This window comes from Pantoea sp. X-Soil-MYKO-1785, assembly GCF_059730675.1.
Map to the genome: position 1 here is coordinate 3,364,006 of NZ_AP036000.1, position 20,231 is coordinate 3,384,236.

A 20,231-nucleotide genomic window follows, 5' to 3' on the forward strand; every position below is an offset into this window, starting at 1 on the left:
CTGCTATTCATCATCCTGATGTGCAGCCAGCACCGGTAAATACCAGCGTTGTGCCGCCTCAGTTATCTGTTGTAGCTGTGTTTCATCCAGCACGCGGCACAGGCGTTGCAGGTAGGGATCGCTGCCTTCTCCCTCGACCTGATAACTGCCTGACCACGCGGTCAGCAGGCGATTACGCGCTTTAAGCTGGGTCGCTTCATCGGTCAGAAGCTGCTGACTTTTTTTGTCATAGCTGGCCGTTAACCAGGCCCCGCCGCTTTTGTTGAGCAGCATCAGCGGCTGACGCATGCCGGCGAAATAGCCCGCCACATAGTCATTCAGTGCCGCGACGGCCGCTGGCGGGTTTAGCGCCAGAAAGCGCCAGCGACTCTGCTGCCGGCCAAACATCCGGCTGCTGCCGGTGCCGCCCAGTGCGCAATAGACCAGATGTTCCAGCCAGAGCAGCAGCCCGTCGTTCATGTTCAGCACGCCAGGCCGCCAGCGCAACAGACCATCGTCCTGCACCTGGGTGAGCCAGCCGGTCAGGCTGACCTGTTCCAGTTGCAGATTGACTTCCCAGCTCTCGCCTTCACTGCGCTGCGTCACCACTTCTGCCGCCACTTCCTGCATCTCGTCGCGCTGCGCCTGCCAGAACAGTTCGCCAAACGCACCGTAAGGCAGATTACCCGCCGCACGGTGATGCGCATAGAGCCGCTGGGTATCCTCTCCTTCCACCAGCGCATTCAGCAACTGCGCGTTAATCTGATAGCGCTCCAGATTGTCGAGAGCGAACGGTTCGCTGTCGGGCAGTTCGTTCTCTTCCAGCCAGAAATTGACCCCGAGCCGCTGATGAAACCACGCCCGCACCGGATGACGCCAGAAGCGCAGAAACGCCTCCAGCGTCAACGCCTCAATCGACGGCGCGTCCAGCGGCTGAACGAAATCGGGTTGCGGTTGGCCTGCGCCCTGTGCGGCAGGTAACCATTCGCGGGCAAAGCTCTGCAGCCTGGCGGCAGGCTGGAAATTCTCGGCAGCAAACGGCATCCGGCTGTGCAGATGTTGCAGATGGTCCCGCACCCGCTCAGCGCTCTCATCCAGATCGCGTTCTTCATCGCCGTCCAGATAAAAACTCTGCCCGATATAATCCAGCAGTTCTGTGACCAGCACCGACGGGTAGCGTTCCGTATTATCCTGAATTGCCCGGCCGATATAGCTGATGTAGAGCTGCTGTTGTGCAGAAATCAGCGCCTCAAGAAACAGGTAACGATCATCATCACGGCGGCTGCGATCGCCTTTGCGTGACTGCTGCTGCATTAGATCGAAACCTAACGGCGCTAAAGTGCGCGGATAGACGCCATCATTCATGCCCAGTAAACAGACCACTTTGAACGGGATCGAACGCATCGGCATCAGGGTACAGAAGTTGATCTGCCCGGCCAGGAATCGCTGACTGATACGCTGCTGATCCAGCCGGCTGCGAAGATCGTCACGCAGCAGCGTGACCGGAATCGCCTCTTCAAACCTGGCATCCATGCCATATTCGATCAGCGTCTGCCACTGCTCTTCCACCAGCAGCAGCGCCGCTTCGGTTTCGGCATCGAGGCTGAAAAATGCGTTCAGCAATTCCCGGCATAGCGGCAGCCACGCCTGCAGTGGCCGCGGCTCGGCCAGCAGTTGCCGCCAGTGGTTAAGCCGCGACAACAGCTCCGCCAGATGGCCAGCCAGTTCACCCACCAGGCCGCTCGATTCATCGTACGGCAGAATCCCTTCCCAGTCCCCGTTGTGGCTCTCCATCGCGTAGCCCAGCAGCATGCGTTGCAGACCAAAACGCCAGGTATGCTGACCGGTAATCGGCAATGATAAAGCTTCTACGCTGGCGTCATCCAGCCCCCAGCGCACGCCCGATTCACTGACCCAGCGCCGCAACAGGCGCAGCCCGCTTTCATCAATGGCGAAATGGCTGGCCAGCGCCGGCACATCCAGCAGCGCCAGCACATCCTCCGAGACAAACCGACTGTCCGGCAGCGCCAGCAAATGCAGGAATGCCACAATTGCCGGATGCGCCTGACTGGCGCGGCGGTCCGAAATGGCAAAGGGTAGATAACGATCTGCCGAGGCATTGGCGAAAACCGCCTGAATAAACGGTGCATAGGCGTCGATATCGGCCACCATGACAATAATGTCACGCGCTTTCAGCGTCGGGTCAGCCTCCATCAGCGCTAACAGATGATCCTGTAACACTTCGACTTCACGCTGAGCACTGTGGCAGACCTGCACCGCCACCGAACGATCCTGCGGATCGAGCCGGCGTTTCTGATCGCTGTGCGCCAGTTCCGCAGCGTCGAGTCCGATCACGGCGTTGTCCTGCAGGTTAAGCAGATCGGACTGCAGGCAGTGCAGCAGATTGTCTTCTTCCACCTCGACAAAGGCGTCAATGTCGTCATTGGCCTCCATCTGGCTAAGCAGAAACAAATTGTCGCGTCCCAGTTTGCCCCATGAGGCGAGCAGTGGATTGGTCAGCTGCTGTTCGCCGGCATCATTGAATAACGCGGGCGCCTGTGCCACATCGCGGAACAATCCGCGCGGCTCATCCGCGCCATGACGCCGACGCTGGCGGCTTTGCAGCTTAGCCAGAAAGGCATAATCCTGAATATCGCCCCAGTAATCGCGGCAGGGGTTGGTAAACAGCAAATGAATATCTATGTGGCGGCCCAGCGCCTGCAACGCCTGTAAATAGACCGGCGGCAGCGCGGAGATGCCGCAGATGAAGACCCGTTTCGGCAGATTTTCCGGCGTGTGTTGCGCCTGCTCCAGCGTCTGGATAAATCGCGCATAGAGATTGGCGCGGTGCCATTTTGGCTGACGCAGCGTTTCGGTATAACTGACCAGATCGCGCCACAGCGCCGCCTGCCAGCGCTGCGCCTCGCCCAGCCCGTCAATGGTTTCACCGCGCTCCCAGCTGTTGAGCCAGTCGGCGCGATAAACCAGATACTGGTCAAACAGATCCGCCACTCGTGAGCTCAGCTGGAACAGTTTTCGCTTATCGCCATCGTCGTGCAGATAGTGACGCAGCGAGATAAACTCCTCATGCTCCAGCATCACCGGCAACCGATGCATCAGCTTCCAGCTCATGCTGGCTTTGCTGAAGGCACTCTCGACCGGAATATCAGGCAGCACCCGGACGAACATCTCCCAGATAAAACTGGCCGGCAGCGGGAATTCAATGTTAGCTGCGATACCAAAGGTCTGCGCCAGCTCCATTTGTAGCCATTGCGCCATACCCGGACTTTGCACCAGCACCATTTCAGAGGCGAAAGGATCATCCAGAGGATCATGTTTAATCACCGCAGCCGCCAGAATCTTCAGCACATCAAGCTGATTAGAGTGATAAACGTGAAACATGAAAACTCCTGTGGTGACTCATAACATTACTGCGGTATTGCGGCCCGGTAACTCTACCGCGTATCGCGGTTGAAGCCCATAAAAAGGGCGTCAGTCGGGTGGTTTAACAGCGTAATCGCGTCAGGCTGGCGCTGCGCTGCTGCGGCCCCAGCACGTCGGCGCGTTCCAGTCGGCAGCCCGCCGGGCCGCTCCGGGTTTGCAGGGTAGCGCGCCAGCCGGGTGTCTCATGCCCGATCAGCCGCTGTTCCGCCACCCGCCACGCCTCACGCTGATTCCACTGCTGGCTGAATCCGAGCGTGAGCGCGCGATGATACTGCAACAGGGCGCTGCTGCTTAATGCCATTAACAGCAGAGCAAATAACGCTTCTGGCAGGCTGAATCCTGCTGTCTCACAGGCAGTCGTCCACTCTGGCATGCGGGCAGTAGTCGAGCCAGCCGTGCGGTAGCGGCCGGATACGGCTCTGCTGGATAGTGACCCATTGCCATACCGCCGTTCCACTGTCACTGGCTTCACCTTTAAGCAGACCTTCTCCATCTTCACCTCGCTGTAAGCAACTGCGCCATCCCTGGCGTTCGTCATGCTGGCAACGAACCGTTTCGCCCGCTGGCCAGCTAAGGGCCAGGCCCCACTGCAGCGCCGACTGCGCCCGCCAGAAATCCTGAATAAACTGCTGCTCATCAGCCAGCAGCAGCATCCCCTGTTCTAACATTTTCCGGCTGGCGTGCAGCGTGAGGCTGCCGATCACTAACAGCATCAACACCATCCCCAGCGTACTGCTGCCTTGCTGCTTCACAGGTTTTCAGCCTCCACCCAGCTTTCTACCGTTTCCAGCCAGCGCCCGGCCCGTCCCTGCAGCCGCAGGTGGATCTGCCTCTGCTGGCGGGTTACGCTGAACTGCTCCAGCGTCAGGAAAGCCGGATCGGAAAGCCGTTCCCAGCCGCCCGCGCGACAGTCATTAACCCCGCGCTGCATCTCCATTTGCTGCAACCGCAGGCGATAACCGTAGTAATCGCTGTCCGGCCGGTTAACCCCGTCCCACTGACCGTTGCTGTTTTCATCCCAGCGCAGTAACAGGCAGTTCTCACTGAGGGTCAGCGCGCCGTTGCCGCACTCACCGTGGCAATAGCCTGCGCGTCGCACTGCCTTTTCCAGCGTGGCGATGATCTGCTGCAGCTCCTGACGCAACTGTGCCCGTTGCAGCATCCCGACATTCTCGCCCAGCAGCAGCGGTAAAAAACGTCCGGCGCTGACCATCAGGACTGCGCCGATCGCCATCGCCATCAGCATTTCCAGCAGGCTGAAGCCGGCGGTTTTCAACGGCAGGCCCCGGCGTCGGTAAAACAAAAGCGGATGCGCGCGCGGGTGGAAATGATCAGCCGCAGCCCTCCAGCCTCATTCTCCAGTTCAATACTGCCCGCCCGGGCGACGTTGCGACGGCCGTAAAAGCCCGGCTCACCGCGCAGCGCGTATAACCTCACCCCAGCATAGGGTGCGATAAAATGCAGGCGCTTTCCGGCCTGACACCCGCCGATCGGCAGACTGCCGCCGCCAATACACCAGGGCTTTCCCGGCCGTGCCCACAGGACCAGGTCGCGATTTTGCCGGTAAGCCTGCGCACGGAGCCGCAACAGAAACCCCTGCAGTTGCTGAGCGGTGTCGCGTAGCTGCTGCCGTTGCTGCCAGCGCTGCCAGCCATGAAGAGCGCCAAGGCTCAGTATTCCGGCAATCACCATCACCACCAGCAGTTCCGGCAGGGTAAAGCCGCGTAACAAGTGTGTTTTCATCGGGCTAGCGTGACGGGTGGATAAAGCGGGGACAAGCGGGTTGTTATACGGCTGGAAAAGGGGTCACAAAGAAGGCGATCATCCGACATTTACTGGCATGACGCTGCGAGCCATGCCGCATATTTTGCCGCAGCTAGCTAAAAAAAAGCCCCGGCGTGCAGGGCAGCGCCGGGGCTTTTCACAGCAGGCATCAGATTGCGACAGGCGCTTTGATCGCCGGATGCGGATCGTAACCTTCAATTTCGAAGTCATCAAACTGGTAGTCAAACAGCGAGGCGGGCTTGCGCTTGATCACCAGCTTCGGCAACGGTCGCGGCTCACGGGTCAGCTGCAGGCGTGCCTGCTCCAGATGATTACTGTAGAGATGGGTATCGCCGCCGGTCCAGACAAAGTCGCCGACCTGCAGGTCGCACTGCTGCGCCACCATGTGTACCAGCAGCGCGTAGCTGGCAATATTAAACGGCAGGCCGAGGAAGATATCGCAGGAGCGCTGGTAAAGCTGGCAGGAGAGTTTGCCGTCAGCCACATAGAACTGGAAAAACGCGTGGCACGGTGCCAGCGCCATCTGATCCAGTTCACCGACGTTCCAGGCTGAAACGATAATCCGGCGTGAGTCGGGGTCGCTTTTCAGCTGCGCGATCACCTTGCTGATCTGGTCGATCTGCTCGCCGCTGGCCGTGCCCCAGCTGCGCCACTGTTTGCCATAAACCGGGCCAAGATCGCCCTGTTCATCCGCCCACTCATCCCAGATAGAAACGTTATTTTCCTTCAGATAACCAATGTTAGTGTCACCTTTCAGGAACCACAGCAGTTCATGAATGATCGAACGGATGTGGCATTTTTTAGTGGTGACCAGAGGAAAACCTTCCTGCAGATTGAAACGCATCTGGTGACCAAAAATTGAAAGCGTGCCGGTACCGGTGCGGTCAGCTTTTGGCGTGCCTTCATTCAGCACATGTTGCATCAGGTCCAGATACTGTTTCATTTTTCCTCGCGAAATTGTGGCTGTGGACGACGACGATAGGCCCAAATCATCATGGCAATACCGGCGATAATCATCGGAACGGAGAGAATCTGCCCCATACTGATCCCGCCTTCAAACAGGCCTAGCTGGGCATCCGGCTGGCGGAAGAACTCGACGATAATACGGAATGCACCGTAGCCGATCAGGAACAGGCCAGAGACGCTGCCCATCGGGCGCGGCTTACGGATAAACAGGTTGAGGATGATAAACAGCACCACCCCTTCCAGAATCAGTTCATAAAGCTGTGAAGGATGACGCGGCAGGACGCCGTAGGTGTTGAGCAGCGCCTGATACTGTGGGTTGGTGGCGGCCAGCGCCACATCTTCGCTGCGTGAGCCAGGGAACAGCATGGCAAACGGGAAGCCCGGATCGACACGGCCCCACAGCTCGCCATTAATGAAGTTGCCGAGACGGCCCGCACCCAGACCAAACGGGATCAGAGGCGCGATGAAATCAGCTACCTGGAAGAAGTTGCGTTTGGTACGGCGAGCGAACACCAGCATCACCACAATCACCCCGATCAGGCCACCGTGGAACGACATGCCGCCATCCCAGACTTTGAACAGATAGAGCGGATTTTCGAGGAACAGCGGTAAATTGTAGAACAGCACGTAACCAATACGCCCGCCCAGGAACACCCCGAGGAAACCGGCATACAGCAGGTTTTCCACTTCCTCTTTTTTCCAGCCGCTGCCGGGCTTATTGGCACGGCGCACCGCCAGCCACATGGCGAAAACGAAACCTACCAGATACATCAGACCGTACCAGTGCAGCGAAACCGGCCCGATTGAGAAGATCACCGGATCGAACTGCGGAAATGCAATATAGCCGTTATTCATCATTCACCGTCTATTTTTCAGCCCTGAAAAGGGGCGTTGTCAGGCACATAAATTAAGGCTGCGCATCATAGCACAGCCGGTTTTGTGAATTGTCCCGCAAATGTAAACGCGGATAACGCCCAGAGTCTGACCCTTCAGGCGTATATTGTTGCAGCCAGTCTGGTCACGGACAGCGCGCAACAACCGGAGCGTACACGCGGTACGTGAGGATTGTGAGCACTGCCCAGGAGCAGAATGGCAAATAAAATAGTCTGGCCCTTCAGGCGTATATTGTTGCAGCCAGTCTGGTCACGGACAGCGCGCAACAACCGGAGCGTACACGCGGTACGTGAGGATGGTGAGCACTGCCCATGAGCAGAATGGCAAATAAAATAGCCTGAAGTGGCGCTTAGCGACCGCCGCGGATTAATCCGCCCAGTCCACGACGCTCCATAAAGGTCGAAACCAGATGACGCACCTCGGTGGCGGTATGCGCATTCATTCCCTGCTCACTCAACTTTTGCGCTTCTTCATGATCCAGATGGCGCAGCAGGTATTTTACCCGCGGCACGTTTTTACCGTTCATGCTGAGATGGTGATAACCCATGCCCACCAGGAGCGCGACGCACATCGGATCGCCCGCCATTTCACCACACAGGCAGAGTTCCAGATTGGCCAGACGGGCTTCGTGGGCGATGGCGTGCAGCGCGCGCAGCATCGCCGGGTGCAGCGAGTCGTAAAGATTGGCCACGCGGGTGTTATTGCGGTCCACCGCCAGCAGATACTGGGTCAGATCGTTGGTGCCGACTGAAACAAAGTCTACGCGCGACGCCAGATGCGGGATCATAAATAGCATCGACGGCACTTCGATCATGATGCCAATGCGCGGCGCGGGGATGGCATAGCCCAGCATCTCTTCTACTTCACGACCGGCGCGGTCGATCAGCCGTTTCGCTTCGTCGATTTCATCAATATGACTGATCATCGGCAGCAGAATACTGAGATTGCCGGATGCCGCATTCGCCCGCAGCATCGCCCGGACCTGCACCAGAAAAATTTCCGGCTGGTCAAGCGTCAGGCGGATGCCGCGCCAGCCCAGACAGGGATTTTCTTCACTGATCGGCATGTAGGGCAGCTGTTTATCTGCCCCGACATCGAGGGTGCGCAGCGTGACGGGCTTGTTGTGAAACAGCTGCAACATGCCCTGATACTGCGCCACCTGCTCCTCTTCTGACGGGAAGCCATTCTGCAGCATGAAGGGAATTTCGGTACGATAAAGACCGATGCCGTCAACCCAACTGCCCAGCGCCTGTTCATGCTCCGGACTTAAACCGGCATTGAGCATCACCTGTATGCGCTCGCCGCTTTTCAGCTCACCTGGTTGATCGACGACCCCTTCCGCCATCTTGCTCAGCGCATTTTCTTCGCTGATCAGACGCTGATACTCCTGCACCAGCACCGGTTCGGGATCGATTAACAGCTCGCCACGGTAACCATCGACGATCAGCAGCCGTTTATTCAGCTGATGCGGCAGAATATCGGCGCCCATCACCGTCGGGATACCCATAGCGCGCGTCAGGATCGCCGCGTGGGAGTTGGCCGCGCCATCGCGCACCACTACCCCAGCCAGCCGTTCGTGCGGCAGTTCAGCCAGCGAGGTGGCGGTCAGCTCATCGGCCACCAGCACGAAGCGCTCCGGCCAGGCATTGGTGCCCACCAGCGAATCATCAAGGTGAAATAGCAGCCGCTGACCGAGCACCCGCAGATCGCCTGCGCGTTCGCGCAGATAGCTGTCGGTCAGCCGGGCGAACTGTTCGGCAAACTTCTCGATTACCTGTTTAACCGCCCACTCCGCCACCGATCCGCGTTCGATCTCATCGAACAGATCTTTTTTCAGCCGGGCATCGGTTAACAGATGCGAGTAAAGGTCGAAGATCGCCGCGCTCTCTTTCTGCACGCTGGCGCTAAATCGTTTACTGAAGCGGCGGAACTCACTGGCGGCCTCGCTCATGGCGAGCGACAGGCGTTCACGTTCGCGCTGAACGTCCAGCGTGGACGCGGCGGAAACCTGATCGAGCAGCGGCTGCGTCTCATCGACCCAGCCCGGCGCCACCGCCACACCCGGTGCTGCCGCAATCGCGCGCACCCGGGTCTGTCGGAACTGGCCAAACAGCTGGCCCATCTGCGATTGCGACAGCAGCGCCGCCATCTGGGTAGCCAGCGTCACCAGAAACGATTCTTCACTCTCGTCGAACTGGCGATGTTCACGCTGCTGAACCACCAGCACGCCAAGCAACTGGCGACGGCTGATAACAGGCACGCCGAGGAAGGAGCGGTAGCGCTCCTCTTTAACTGCGGGGATATATTTAAAGCTGGGGTGACTCTGCGCGTCAGCAAGGTTGATCGGCTCGGCCAGACGGCCGACTAACCCGACAATGCCTTCGTCAAACGCCAGCGTCACGGTGCGGCCGCGCGGCTTTTTCAGTCCGCGCGTCGCCATCAGGTAATAGCAGCGACGATCGTGATCGGCGAGGTAAACGGAACAGACTTCCGTTTCCATCGCCAGACAGATCTCATTGACCAGAATGTCGAGTGCTTCATTCAGACGCGGCGCACTCGCCACTTTTTCTACAATTTCGCGCAACTGAGTGAGCATAAAGGGCGTGGCCTATCCTCTCTTACGTCGATGGGCAGGATTGTTTCGCTGCCCCGCACTCTCCTGCATAGACATCACCACGCCAGCGAATTCCTTCATTACCCGACGATAGACGTCGCGCTTGAAGGAGACAACCTGACGCACCGGATACCAGAAGCTCACCCAGCGCCAGCCGTCGAACTCAGGCGTGCTGCTGTGCTGCACATTGATATCCGCGTCATTAGACATTAACTGCAGAAGAAACCACTTTTGTTTCTGGCCGATACATACCGGCTTTGTGTCCCAACGCACCAAACGTTTTGGCAACTTGTAGCGCAACCAGTTACGGGTAGATGCAAGTATTCGAACATCTTTACGGTGTAACCCTACTTCTTCGAACAGTTCGCGATACATCGCCTGTTCAGCGGTTTCACCGGGATTGATGCCTCCCTGAGGAAATTGCCAGGAGTGCTGTCCAAAGCGCCTGGCCCATAACACTTGTCCCTGCCTGTTACAAATTACGATACCAACATTCGGGCGGTAGCCATCATCATCGATCACCGGACTACCTCAAAGCTAAATTTGAATAGCCTGATTGTTTCACACTCCTTACAGGCGGTAAACCACTGGATTCACGGGGTGTTAAGCGCAAAACTTCGGGATAACTCACAGAGAAGCCGCTAGTTATAAACAATCGCAGCCAGAAAAGTCGATCTTATTCACCTTTTCTGTGGATAGCTTTGTGCAGAACGCGGGAGTTAACTGAATAACCTTGCGGGATGCGTCTGTGATACCAAAAAAGGAAAATTTATTATCATCATGATTATTATAATGAAAACAAGCTAACTGATAAATCCCGGCTCGGCTAATCGACCGATAAAACTGTTCCCCCCTTACAGTTGAGCGAATTTTAACCAGCCAGCATCTTATCCACAACGAATCGCTCAGCCTTAGGCCAGAGCGGGCAAATTATGCCCAAAAGTGCGAAAGTCAAGGCTGTAAATGGAACCAGTACCGCACAGTCAGGCCGGTTATCCCATTTTTCTGTGGATAACCCGGTATGAGATCCTGTTCATTGTTGCGAGTAAGTTGGGATAACCTGAAGCGTCCCATAATATTGCCAGGGTCAATCAGTAAAAAAAGCACGATCTATCATGTTATTATCCCCGCTCAGCACGGTGAATATTTCGGGTAAACCCACTGTGCAACATCCTGTACATTTTTTGAGCACTGCGAGTCATTAATATGAACTACCTGCCAGCACCGCCTGAAGATGAAGCCACCCTGCTGGCCAGGGCAGAGGATTTAGCCGGGTTAACGCTGGAAACGCTGGCCGAACGGGCGGGCCTGACGATGCCTGCCGATCTGAAACGCGATAAAGGCTGGGTCGGTATGCTGCTGGAATTGCATCTCGGGGCCAGCGCCGGCAGCAAAGCCGAACAGGACTTCGCCCATCTCGGCATTGAACTGAAAACAATTCCGATTGATGCCAGTGGCAAACCGCTGGAAACCACCTTTGTCTGCGTCGCCCCGCTCACCGGCAACAGTGGCGTCACCTGGCAGAACAGCCACGTGCGACACAAACTGTCGCGGGTGTTGTGGATCCCGGTTGAAGGCCAGCGGGATATTCCGCTGCGGCAGCGCCGGGTCGGCGCGCCGTTACTCTGGAGCCCCGACGCGGAAGAAGATGAGATGTTACGGCAGGACTGGGAGGAGCTGATGGATATGATCGTGCTGGGCAGGGTTGAGCAGATCACGGCACGGCACGGTGCCTGGCTGCAAATCCGTCCCAAAGCAGCCAACAGTAAAGCCCTGACCGAAGGAATTGGCGATCGCGGCCAACCGATCCTAACCTTACCGCGCGGTTTCTACCTGAAAAAAAGTTTTACCGGACCGCTGCTGGCGCGCCACTTCCTGCTTTAACAATGACATTCTGATCTGATGTGGCGCAATTTTGTGGGAGAGAAGCAAATTCAATGCGTATAATCCCCGTTTAATTTTCGTTTAGGATTGAATGTAGGTATGTTTGAGTGGATTGCCGATCCCAATGCCTGGCTGGCACTGGGAACCCTGACCATCCTTGAGGTGGTACTGGGTATTGATAACATTATTTTCCTGTCGTTAGTGGTCGCTAAACTGCCAAAGCATCAACAAGCCAGCGCGCGCCGTATCGGTTTGTTGGGCGCAATGTTAATGCGTCTGGCCCTGCTGGCCTCTATCGCCTGGGTCGCCCGGTTGACGAATCCGCTGTTTACCCTGATGGACCATGCGTTCTCTGCCCGCGATCTGATCCTGCTGTCTGGTGGTCTGTTCCTGCTGTGGAAATCGAGCATGGAGATCCACGAAACCATCGAAGGTAACGAAGCGGAACAAAAATCTAACGTCCATTCGTTCCTCGGTGCGATCGTGCAGATCATGCTGCTGGATATTATTTTCAGTCTGGATTCGGTGATTACCGCCATCGGCCTCTCCGATCATCTGTTTATCATGATGGCGGCCGTGGTGATCGCGGTGCTAATGATGATGTTCGCTGCCCGCAGCATTGGTGAGTTCGTTGAGCGCCATCCGTCGGTTAAAATGCTGGCGTTAGCTTTCCTGATTCTGGTCGGTTTTACCCTGATTCTGGAGAGTTTCGCGGTGCATGTACCAAAAGGTTACATTTATTTCGCCATGTTCTTCTCAATGGCGGTTGAGTGCCTTAACCTGATGCGCAGTAAGAAAAAAACCGCATAGAAATGTCAAGGGCGAGCGTGCTCGCCCGCAAATTTTCAGATTCCTACGATTACTCCGGCCGGCAAAACGATTTATTACTACACTTTTTGCAGTCGATGATGTGTGGAGATGAGGCGTGATGAAAGGATGGGCAGGTATCGCCATTGTGGCACTAACCGCAGCGATGTTAAGCGGATGCAGTTCTGATTATGTGATGGCAACGAAAGATGGCCGGATGATTATGACCGAAGGTAAGCCGACCATTGATAAAGAGACCGGGCTGGTGCAGTACACCGATCAGTCGGGTCACGCAGTACAGATTAACGGCGATGAGGTTTCGACCATCATTGAACGCTAAGTGCGAAATTGTCTCGCCTGCCACAGATTCCCCACTGGCAGGCGATTTCCCCGACTTTTCCCCCTTCCTTCCCCGCCATTGCTCGCGCTATAGTCCCTGAGGACACAACATTCCATTCCATAAAGAAAAGGAAGCTGGCAATGCACTATCATCGTATTCCCCATAGCACGCTGGAAGTGAGTCAGCTGGGGTTGGGCACCATGACGTTTGGCGAGCAGAACAGTGAAGCCGACGCCCATGCCCAGCTGGATTTGGCTATTCGTTCCGGCATTAATTTTATTGATACCGCCGAAATGTATCCGGTACCACCGCGTCCGGAAACCCAGGGTCTGACCGAACAGTACATTGGCAGCTGGCTGAAGCAGCGCGGCAGCCGTGACAAAATCATTCTGGCCAGCAAAGTGTCGGGCCCGTCGCGCGGTAATGATGCGTCGATTCGCCCTAACATGGCGCTGGACCGCAAGAACATCCGTGAAGCGCTGGATGCCAGCCTGAAACGCCTGAATACCGACTATATCGATCTTTATCAGCTGCACTGGCCGCAGCGTCAGACCAACTACTTTGGCAAGCTGGGCTATCAGTACAGTGAAACTACCGCCCAGGTGACGCTGCTGGAGACGCTGGAAGCGCTGACCGAGCAGGTTCGCGCCGGTAAGATTCGCTATATCGGGGTGTCGAATGAAACCGCATGGGGCGTGATGCGCTATCTGCAACTGGCGGAGAAGCATGAACTGCCGCGCATCATCAGCATCCAGAATCCGTACAGCCTGCTGAACCGCAGCTTTGAAGTGGGTCTGGCCGAAATCAGCCAGCATGAAGGGGTTGAATTGCTGGCCTACTCCAGCCTGGCGTTCGGTACCCTGAGCGGTAAGTATCTGAATGGCGCGCAGCCTGCCGGTGCCCGTAATACGCTGTTTAGTCGCTTTACCCGCTACAGCGGCGAGCAGTCGCAGCAGGCGATTGCCGAGTATGTGGCGTTAGCCCACCAGCACCAGATTGATCCGTCACAGATGGCATTGGCCTATGTGCGTCAGCAGCCGTTTGTTGCCAGCACCCTGCTTGGTGCGACCACGCTTGAGCAGCTGCAGACCAACATCGACAGCTTCAATCTGACGTTAAATGCAGAGATCCTGGAAGGCATTGAGGCGATCCACCGCCGTTATACCTATCCGGCACCCTGAGCCCTCCGCTGCCGGCCGCCACGAGTGCGGCTGGCACACCTTATATATCCCGATAATAGAGCTGCACGCGCTTATCGGGATACTCCAGCGCCTCGCCCTGCGGCTGCCAGCCAAAACGGTCATAGTAGCCGCTGAAGGTCGACCATAACCACAACCGCGAATACCCCTGATCCTGGGCGTGTGTAATCACCCGCTGCTGCAACGCGTCGCTGACGCCTTTGCCGCGCGCCGGCGCATCGACATAGAGTGCCGCCAGCCACGGGAACAGATCCTGACGGCTGATCAGATCGCATCGCCAGAAGCCTGCCGTGCCGATCGCCCTGCCCGCCTCGACGGCGACAAAGGTGACCGGGAAATCGGCGCCGCTCAGGCTGCTGGCGACGATGCTGGCGAAGAAGTCACGGCTGTTGGGGTCGCCGAAAGCGCGCCACTGCCATTCGGTGATCTGATCGGCAAAATGGGGCACGGCGCTGAGCGGCACAATCTCCATTACATCAGTTTTCCCTGGAAGATTGGCACTGAATCAAACAGGTAACCGTCGAAGTCTGGCGCATCCGCATCCGACAGCTCAAGCAGGGTGTTTTTCACATTTTCCAGGTGCTGCCAGGTGGCCTGCCATGCGCCCATCACATCGCGGCGACGCAGCGCGGCCAGAATGGTCTGGTGATCGCCCAGCCATTTCAGCCGGTAGGCGCGGGTTTCAAACTGAGGGCGTAGCTGCTGCCACAGCGGGCTGCTGTCGTGATGACGCCAGATACTGGTGACGGTGTCGAGCAGCATCTGATTCTGACTGGCTCCCGCCAGCAACAGGTGAAATAACTTGTCGTTATCCTGACTGCTGTCGTTGGCGGCGATGGCGCGCTGTTCCTGCTCCAGCGTGCGGCGCAGGTTTTCAATATCCGCTTTGGTGGCCATTTTAGCGGCAAACGCGGCGATGTTGCTTTCCAGCAACTGGCGCGCCTGCAGCATTTCAAACGGACCGACATCGCTGCGGAAAAAGGCCTCTTCTTCATCATCGCTGGCGGAGGGAATGCGCATCACGTAGACGCCGGAACTCTGGCGAATATCCACCGTTCCTTCCAGCTCCAGCATTAATAGCGCTTCGCGGACGATGGTCCGGCTGACGCCCCAGGTTTCAGCCAGCTGGCGTTCAGGCGGCAGGCGCGATCCCACCGGATAGTGTCCGTCGCAGATTTGCTGGCGCAGATGCTGACCAATTTCCTGATACTGTTTTTTTTCTTGCGGCGCTTCGGCTTTGTCCACGCTGTCACCCTTTGCAATCATTGCGCTAACGGCATTGCCGCCGTTCCCTGCGCGACAATGCCCGCGAGCCAGAGAAGTGACCCGCAAACTGAGACTCAGTGTATCAAAGCCAGCGCCTGATCGAGTACCTTTGCGCCATTCAGGGTGCCATAGGCAACAGAATCGATTACCGCAATCGGCAACTGATAGCTGTCGGTCAGTTTTTTGTTCGCTTCCAGCTTAAAGCGCACCTGCGGCCCCAGCAGCACCGCCACCACCTCGTGGCCGTAATTTTGCAGCTCCTCTTGCAGGTTCTGCTCGGGAATGGCGTAGATGTGGAAGGCTAATCCACGCGCGGCGGCCTCTTTTTCCATCCGCGTTACCACCATTGAGGTCGACATGCCTGCGGCACAGGCCAGCACAATACGTTTCATCCTCGCTTCCTCTTGTTATTTCGGCTCATCATCAAGCCACAGGGTAAATTGCTGACTGTCGCGCAGCGCCCGGAACCAGTGGGCGGATTTTTTCATGCGACGCTGACGCTGGTTATCTAAGTCGATTTCGATCAGGCCATAGCGGTTTTTGAAGGCGTTCATCGGCGAGACGTTGTCGGTGAAGGCCCACAGCATATAGCCCTGACAGTTGATGCCCGCCTGATGCGCACGGACCGCCTGATGCAGGTGCTCGCTGATAAAGTGAATGCGGTAGTCGTCCTGAATTTCCCCCTCAGCGTTTTTAAATTGCGCTTCGTTTTCGACGCCCATTCCGCTCTCGGCGACAAACCACGGGATGTTGCCGTACTCATCACGCATCCGCTGCGCCATATCCCAGATGATTTCCGGCTGAATTTCCCAGCCGCGTGAACGGTTCATCCGCCGGCCCGGCAGCTCAAAGTGCTCGTAATAGCAGGCAGGATGGAACGGCGTATCAGGATGCCAGGCACGGGACGGCGCCTTCACGCGGTGTGGATAGTAAAGGTTAAGCCCGACCTCATCGACGGTATTGGCGGCGATGATCGCCAGCTCCTCCGGCGTGGCCTGCCACTCAATCTGATGTTTATCCAGCAGCGCCAGCAGCTCCGCCGGGTACTCGCCTTTGATGGCGGGATCGAGAAACATCCGGTTATAGAACAGGTCGTAGATCTGCGCCGCCTGCTGGTCATGCGCGGCCGACGATCGTGGATAGGTCACTTCCGGGTTGAGGATGGTCCCGATGCGACCGGCATAGCCCTGCTGGCGGAACAGCTGCACCACCCGGGCGGTGGCGAGATTTTTGTGGTGGTTCCACTGCATCCATTTATGGGTGTTTTGCTCGTATGGCCAGCGCAGCGCGTCGAGATAGACCCGGGTCTGCACCACAATCGGCTCATTAAACACAAACCAGCGTGTTACCCGACCGGCATAGCGTTTAAACACCTGTTCGACGTAACGGATAAACAGTTCAACCACGTGCTTTGACTGCCAGCCGCCATACTGCTCCAGCAGCGTAGCGGGCAATTCGTAATGCTCCAGACAGAGCATCAGTTCAATGCCCTGGCGCTGCATTTCGTCAATCAGCCGGTCATAGTAAGCCGCGTACTCCTCATCCACCGTGGCGTTTTCATAATCGGTGAGAAAGCGCGACCAGTTGATCGAGGTGCGATAGTGGGTCAGCCCGCTGGCCTTCATTAGCGCCACATCTTCGGCAAAGCGGTTGATGAAGTCGGTCGCCACGGCCGGGCCATAGCCCTGATGCCAGACGTGCCGATCCTGCTGATACCAGGCGTCCGGCCACGAGTCCTGCCCGGCTTTTTTGCCGCTCCAGCCCTCGGTTTGCCAGGCTGACGCAGCGGCGCCCAGGATAAAATTCTGCGGGATCTGAATAAGCTGGCGACTCATAACACCTCCGATTGGTTGCGAGCCAGTTCAGGTTGTTGATTCTTCGCTTCGGCGGCATCGGCGCGACGGGCTGCCACTTTGACAAACGGCAGGTAGATCAGCACCGACACCATAATGCAGATAATCTGGGTCACCACCGCGCCCATCGATCCCGCAGTCGACAGCCAGGCGTTAATGATCGGCGGCGTGGTCCACGGCACCATCACCACCGCTTTGCCGGCAAACCCCATCACCGTGGCGAAATAGCCGATTGTGCCGGTTACCAGCGGCGTGATGATGAATGGGATCGCCAGGATCGGATTGAGCATAATCGGCATGCCAAATATTACTGGCTCATTGATATTGAAAATGCCGGGGCCGAACGAGAGTTTGGCGATTTCGCGCATCTCTTTGCGACGCGTCGCCAGCATCACCGCGGTCAGCAGCCCGATGGTCAGCCCGGAACCGCCGATGCTCATATAAACATCCCAGAACGGCATGGTGATGATATTCGGCGCCTCTTTACCCTGCTCAAAGGCGGTCATATTGACCATAATCGCCCCCAGCAGCAGCGGTTCACGAATCGGTTTCACCATCTGATTGCCGTGAATGCCGATCACCCAAAATAGCTGGGCGACGAACATCAGGATCAGAATCCCCCACAGGCTCTGCACCACCGACTCCAGCGGTTGCTGCACCACCTGATAGACCGCGTCATACAGATACATGCCGGTAACGCGATGGAAAATAAAGCCAAAGGAGGCGACCAGCGTCACGGTGATAATCGACGGGATCAGGGCGGAAAAAGAGGCGGCAACGTTGGGCGGCACGGTGTCAGGCATCTTAATTTTCAGCCGCTCAACCTGTTCGAGGCGGCAATAGATCTCCACCGACAGAATGGCGATAAACATGCCGAGAAACAGGCTCTTGGTATCGGAGAATTGTTTAGCCAGCACGTCGGTGACCAGATGCATCTGACCGTCGACCATCATCTGTAAAGTGGTCGGCGTCACGGAGACAAAGCAGATGATCGCCAGCAGACCAGGGAACAAGGTTTTGATGCCGTTGATGCGGCCCAGCTCAATGCCAATCAGGAACACCGCGCCAATGTTGAGGAAGCTGAGCGTGGCATAGTTAATGCTGCTGGTGATCGGTTTCAGGTCGGCTAAAAACCCCAGCGCAGCGAAGCTGGCGAGGCCATTTTTGCTGTCCAGCACCATGTTAGAGATCAGCACCGAGAAAGCGCCAACGATGATCACCGGCATCAGGGTGATGAACGAGGCTTTGATCGCCATGATGTAGCGATAGCTATTGAAGCGGGTGGCAAAGCTGCCCAGGGAATCGATAAGGCGGTCCTGTAGAGACATGGGTCAACCCTCAGAGATGTAAGATTGGCATTCCAGTAGTGGTCACTATCTTCCCGGTTAGTGGCATACCAAAATGACGATTCTTAACCTTCCTTTCTGTGACAAAGCTCCCGGAAACGTTTTTTGGCATTCCAGTAAGATGAAAAAACTGAATTTGGCATACCAATAATGAGGATTGTATGGATTTCGAACAAACCATGATGGAGTTGCTGATCAATGCAGGTGAAGCACGATCGTCAGCGATGATGGCGATCCAGTGTGCGCGCCAGCGTGACTGGCCGGCTGCCGATGCGGCGCTGGCTGCTTCCGATACCGCAGCAAAACAGGCGCACAAGATTCAGACGCAGTTGATTGGCGCGGATGAAGGCAGCGGCAAATTGCCGGTGACGCTGATCCTGGTGCATGCACAGGATCACTTAATGAATGCGATGCTGTGTCGCGATCTGGCGGAGGAGATGGTGATACTGCGTAAAGAGCTGTTTAGCGCTCAGGCGGCAGCGGATACCGCCTGAGCGGGCGGTTAGCCGCCTTCCAGCGCCAGTAACTCCTGAATAGTCTGCGCGCGACGGATCTCGCGCGGCTGCCCCTGTTCGAACAGCACTTCCGGGATCAGGGGGCGGCTGTTGTAGTTCGATGACATAGATGCGCCATAGGCACCGGTGTCATGAAATACCAGATAATCGCCGACCTGCGCAGCCGGAATCGCTCGGGTATCGACTTTGCCGCCTTCCAGCTGGGTAAAGACGTCGCCTGATTCACACAATGGCCCCGCCACCACGCTGTCGAGGGTCTGCTGCTCATCAATCTGCCGCCCATCGCCCGCCATCAGCGAGATATGGTGATAGCTGCCATACATTGACGGCCGCATTAAATCGTTGAAACCGGCATCGACCAGCACAAAGTGACGGCTGCCCATCGCTTTGACCGCCCGTACCTGCGACACCAGCACGCCCGACTCGGCCACCAGAAAACGGCCCGGCTCAATCTCCAGTTTGACGGCGTGGCCCAGATGCTGAGCAATGCGCTGACGCGCAGCGTCCCACAAGCCAAAATAGTGCCCGGTATCGATCGCCTCTTCACCGTAACGATAAGGAATCGACAAGCCGCCGCCCGCTGAGATCGCCGTCAGATCCTGACCAAACTCCACCACCAGGCTGACCATCGCATCACACACCTGTTGCAGATGCGCATAATCGACGCCGGAACCGATGTGCATATGAATGCCCACCAGCCGCAGATCGTACTGCTGGATTGCCGCCAGCGCTAAAGCCAGATCGCCATGCCAGATTCCGTGCTTGCTGTTTTCGCCGCCGGTATTGGTTTTCTGACTGTGGCCGTGCCCGAAACCGGGATTCACCCGCAGCCATACCGCATGACCCGGAGAAACAGCGCCCAGCTGATGCAGCATATCGACCGAACCGGCATTAACCGGCACCTGCAGCGCCGCAACCCGCTCCAGCGTTGGCTGATCAAACAGATCAGCGGTAAAGACGATTTCATCTCCGCCCGGCTGATACCCCGCCACCAGCGCACGTTCAATCTCACCCAGCGATACCGAATCAACCTTTACTCCGGCCGCCCGCATCAGGCGCAGGATATGAATATTCGAACAGGATTTCTGGGCGAAACGCACCACATCAAACGCCTGCAACTGGGCGATGCGTGCCTGAATGATTTGCGCATCGTAGGCCCAGAAAGGCCCGGCATAGCGGCGTGCCAGCGGCAGCAGATGAGTGATGTTGAGCGCGGTTTCAGTAGTCTGTATGGAACGGGGCATAAGGATTCTCCTGTGGCGATAAGCGCATTAAGCCAGAATCGTGTCATAGCGAAAAATATCTGTTTTAATAGCATCTATGCAAAATTGATATGGCC

General features: G+C 56.9%; 20 protein-coding genes. 5 read left to right on the forward strand and 15 right to left on the reverse strand.

Going from position 1 to position 20,231, the window contains the following annotated elements; all coding sequences use genetic code 11:
- Positions 1–3: 3 nt before the first annotated feature.
- From recC to rppH, 9 genes are all read right to left on the reverse strand, one after another.
- Complete coding sequence (gene recC / locus AC6I8D_RS15905; RefSeq protein ID WP_497820455.1) at positions 4–3,381, reverse strand: exodeoxyribonuclease V subunit gamma; 3,378 nt, start codon at positions 3,379–3,381, stop codon at positions 4–6.
- Between the two features lie 103 nt (positions 3,382–3,484).
- Positions 3,485–3,796, reverse strand: coding sequence for a prepilin-type N-terminal cleavage/methylation domain-containing protein (locus AC6I8D_RS15910; protein WP_312056035.1), 312 nt, complete (start codon positions 3,794–3,796; stop codon positions 3,485–3,487).
- Positions 3,771–4,175: a DUF2509 family protein gene (locus AC6I8D_RS15915; RefSeq protein ID WP_312758422.1), complete on the reverse strand. Its 405-nt coding sequence runs from the start codon at positions 4,173–4,175 to the stop codon at positions 3,771–3,773. The genes AC6I8D_RS15910 and AC6I8D_RS15915 overlap by 26 nt, the downstream gene beginning before the upstream one ends.
- Positions 4,172–4,699 (reverse strand): prepilin peptidase-dependent protein, encoded by a 528-nt coding sequence (locus AC6I8D_RS15920; protein WP_312758424.1) that lies wholly within the window; start codon positions 4,697–4,699, stop codon positions 4,172–4,174. The genes AC6I8D_RS15915 and AC6I8D_RS15920 overlap by 4 nt, the downstream gene beginning before the upstream one ends.
- Positions 4,696–5,166, reverse strand: coding sequence for a prepilin-type N-terminal cleavage/methylation domain-containing protein (locus AC6I8D_RS15925; RefSeq protein WP_312056032.1), 471 nt, complete (start codon positions 5,164–5,166; stop codon positions 4,696–4,698). The genes AC6I8D_RS15920 and AC6I8D_RS15925 overlap by 4 nt, the downstream gene beginning before the upstream one ends.
- Positions 5,167–5,356: 190 nt before the next feature.
- Positions 5,357–6,151, reverse strand: coding sequence for a thymidylate synthase (gene thyA / locus AC6I8D_RS15930; protein WP_069728874.1), 795 nt, complete (start codon positions 6,149–6,151; stop codon positions 5,357–5,359).
- Complete coding sequence (gene lgt, locus AC6I8D_RS15935; RefSeq protein ID WP_312056045.1) at positions 6,148–7,029, reverse strand: prolipoprotein diacylglyceryl transferase; 882 nt, start codon at positions 7,027–7,029, stop codon at positions 6,148–6,150. The genes thyA and lgt overlap by 4 nt, the downstream gene beginning before the upstream one ends.
- A gap of 388 nt (positions 7,030–7,417) precedes the next feature.
- Entirely contained in the window at positions 7,418–9,664 is a 2,247-nt protein-coding gene (ptsP, locus tag AC6I8D_RS15940; protein WP_497820456.1) for a phosphoenolpyruvate--protein phosphotransferase, read from the reverse strand.
- Positions 9,665–9,676: 12 nt separating this feature from the next.
- On the reverse strand, positions 9,677–10,204 hold the full coding sequence (rppH, locus tag AC6I8D_RS15945; protein WP_031376193.1) for an RNA pyrophosphohydrolase: 528 nt from the start codon (positions 10,202–10,204) through the stop codon (positions 9,677–9,679).
- A 684-nt stretch (positions 10,205–10,888) separates the two neighbouring features.
- On the opposite strand from rppH, the gene mutH reads away from it, so the two are divergent.
- The 4 genes from mutH (at position 10,889) to AC6I8D_RS15965 (ending at position 13,894) form a co-directional block, all read left to right on the forward strand.
- Positions 10,889–11,566 (forward strand): DNA mismatch repair endonuclease MutH, encoded by a 678-nt coding sequence (gene mutH / locus AC6I8D_RS15950; RefSeq protein ID WP_497820457.1) that lies wholly within the window; start codon positions 10,889–10,891, stop codon positions 11,564–11,566.
- 99 nt (positions 11,567–11,665) lie between these two features.
- Entirely contained in the window at positions 11,666–12,376 is a 711-nt protein-coding gene (locus AC6I8D_RS15955; RefSeq protein WP_031376195.1) for a TerC family protein, read from the forward strand.
- A gap of 118 nt (positions 12,377–12,494) precedes the next feature.
- A complete protein-coding gene (locus AC6I8D_RS15960) occupies positions 12,495–12,713 on the forward strand; it encodes a YgdI/YgdR family lipoprotein (protein ID WP_031376196.1) in 219 nt (72 codons plus the stop codon).
- Positions 12,714–12,853: 140 nt separating this feature from the next.
- On the forward strand, positions 12,854–13,894 hold the full coding sequence (locus AC6I8D_RS15965; RefSeq protein WP_312056029.1) for an NADP(H)-dependent aldo-keto reductase: 1,041 nt from the start codon (positions 12,854–12,856) through the stop codon (positions 13,892–13,894).
- 40 nt (positions 13,895–13,934) lie between these two features.
- On the opposite strand, the gene AC6I8D_RS15970 is transcribed toward AC6I8D_RS15965, so the two are convergent.
- From AC6I8D_RS15970 to AC6I8D_RS15990, 5 genes are all read right to left on the reverse strand, one after another.
- On the reverse strand, positions 13,935–14,384 hold the full coding sequence (locus tag AC6I8D_RS15970; protein WP_312758433.1) for a GNAT family N-acetyltransferase: 450 nt from the start codon (positions 14,382–14,384) through the stop codon (positions 13,935–13,937).
- Positions 14,384–15,157: an FCD domain-containing protein gene (locus AC6I8D_RS15975; protein WP_031376199.1), complete on the reverse strand. Its 774-nt coding sequence runs from the start codon at positions 15,155–15,157 to the stop codon at positions 14,384–14,386. Before AC6I8D_RS15975 ends, AC6I8D_RS15970 begins: the two co-directional genes overlap by 1 nt.
- A gap of 95 nt (positions 15,158–15,252) precedes the next feature.
- Positions 15,253–15,570 carry a PTS sugar transporter subunit IIB gene (locus AC6I8D_RS15980; RefSeq protein WP_031376200.1) on the reverse strand — a complete coding sequence of 106 codons (318 nt, stop codon included), beginning with the start codon at positions 15,568–15,570 and terminating at the stop codon, positions 15,253–15,255.
- A 15-nt stretch (positions 15,571–15,585) separates the two neighbouring features.
- Positions 15,586–17,013, reverse strand: coding sequence for a glycoside hydrolase family 1 protein (locus AC6I8D_RS15985; protein WP_497820458.1), 1,428 nt, complete (start codon positions 17,011–17,013; stop codon positions 15,586–15,588).
- On the reverse strand, positions 17,010–18,359 hold the full coding sequence (locus AC6I8D_RS15990) for a PTS sugar transporter subunit IIC (protein WP_312056026.1): 1,350 nt from the start codon (positions 18,357–18,359) through the stop codon (positions 17,010–17,012). The genes AC6I8D_RS15985 and AC6I8D_RS15990 overlap by 4 nt, the downstream gene beginning before the upstream one ends.
- 179 nt (positions 18,360–18,538) lie before the next feature.
- Between AC6I8D_RS15990 and AC6I8D_RS15995 the strand changes: the two genes are divergently transcribed.
- Complete coding sequence (locus AC6I8D_RS15995; protein ID WP_312056025.1) at positions 18,539–18,871, forward strand: PTS lactose/cellobiose transporter subunit IIA; 333 nt, start codon at positions 18,539–18,541, stop codon at positions 18,869–18,871.
- Positions 18,872–18,879: 8 nt separating this feature from the next.
- Here AC6I8D_RS15995 and lysA read toward each other — a convergent pair whose 3' ends face one another.
- Positions 18,880–20,136 (reverse strand): diaminopimelate decarboxylase, encoded by a 1,257-nt coding sequence (lysA, locus tag AC6I8D_RS16000; protein ID WP_312056024.1) that lies wholly within the window; start codon positions 20,134–20,136, stop codon positions 18,880–18,882.
- Between the last annotated feature and the right edge of the window lie 95 nt (positions 20,137–20,231).

Excerpts from the sequence above, each read along its gene's own strand:
- recC (WP_497820455.1), bottom strand. The coding sequence starts at position 3,381 with ATGTTTCACGTTTATCACTCTAATCAGCTTGATGTGCTGAAGATTCTG.
- AC6I8D_RS15910 (WP_312056035.1), bottom strand. The coding sequence starts at position 3,796 with ATGCCAGAGTGGACGACTGCCTGTGAGACAGCAGGATTCAGCCTGCCA.
- AC6I8D_RS15925 (WP_312056032.1), bottom strand. The coding sequence starts at position 5,166 with ATGAAAACACACTTGTTACGCGGCTTTACCCTGCCGGAACTGCTGGTG.
- thyA (WP_069728874.1), bottom strand. The coding sequence starts at position 6,151 with ATGAAACAGTATCTGGACCTGATGCAACATGTGCTGAATGAAGGCACG.
- lgt (WP_312056045.1), bottom strand. The coding sequence starts at position 7,029 with ATGAATAACGGCTATATTGCATTTCCGCAGTTCGATCCGGTGATCTTC.
- ptsP (WP_497820456.1), bottom strand. The coding sequence starts at position 9,664 with ATGCTCACTCAGTTGCGCGAAATTGTAGAAAAAGTGGCGAGTGCGCCG.
- mutH (WP_497820457.1), top strand. The coding sequence starts at position 10,889 with ATGAACTACCTGCCAGCACCGCCTGAAGATGAAGCCACCCTGCTGGCC.
- AC6I8D_RS15955 (WP_031376195.1), top strand. The coding sequence starts at position 11,666 with ATGTTTGAGTGGATTGCCGATCCCAATGCCTGGCTGGCACTGGGAACC.
- AC6I8D_RS15960 (WP_031376196.1), top strand. The coding sequence starts at position 12,495 with ATGAAAGGATGGGCAGGTATCGCCATTGTGGCACTAACCGCAGCGATG.
- AC6I8D_RS15965 (WP_312056029.1), top strand. The coding sequence starts at position 12,854 with ATGCACTATCATCGTATTCCCCATAGCACGCTGGAAGTGAGTCAGCTG.
- AC6I8D_RS15970 (WP_312758433.1), bottom strand. The coding sequence starts at position 14,384 with ATGGAGATTGTGCCGCTCAGCGCCGTGCCCCATTTTGCCGATCAGATC.
- AC6I8D_RS15980 (WP_031376200.1), bottom strand. The coding sequence starts at position 15,570 with ATGAAACGTATTGTGCTGGCCTGTGCCGCAGGCATGTCGACCTCAATG.
- AC6I8D_RS15985 (WP_497820458.1), bottom strand. The coding sequence starts at position 17,013 with ATGAGTCGCCAGCTTATTCAGATCCCGCAGAATTTTATCCTGGGCGCC.
- AC6I8D_RS15990 (WP_312056026.1), bottom strand. The coding sequence starts at position 18,359 with ATGTCTCTACAGGACCGCCTTATCGATTCCCTGGGCAGCTTTGCCACC.
- AC6I8D_RS15995 (WP_312056025.1), top strand. The coding sequence starts at position 18,539 with ATGGATTTCGAACAAACCATGATGGAGTTGCTGATCAATGCAGGTGAA.
- lysA (WP_312056024.1), bottom strand. The coding sequence starts at position 20,136 with ATGCCCCGTTCCATACAGACTACTGAAACCGCGCTCAACATCACTCAT.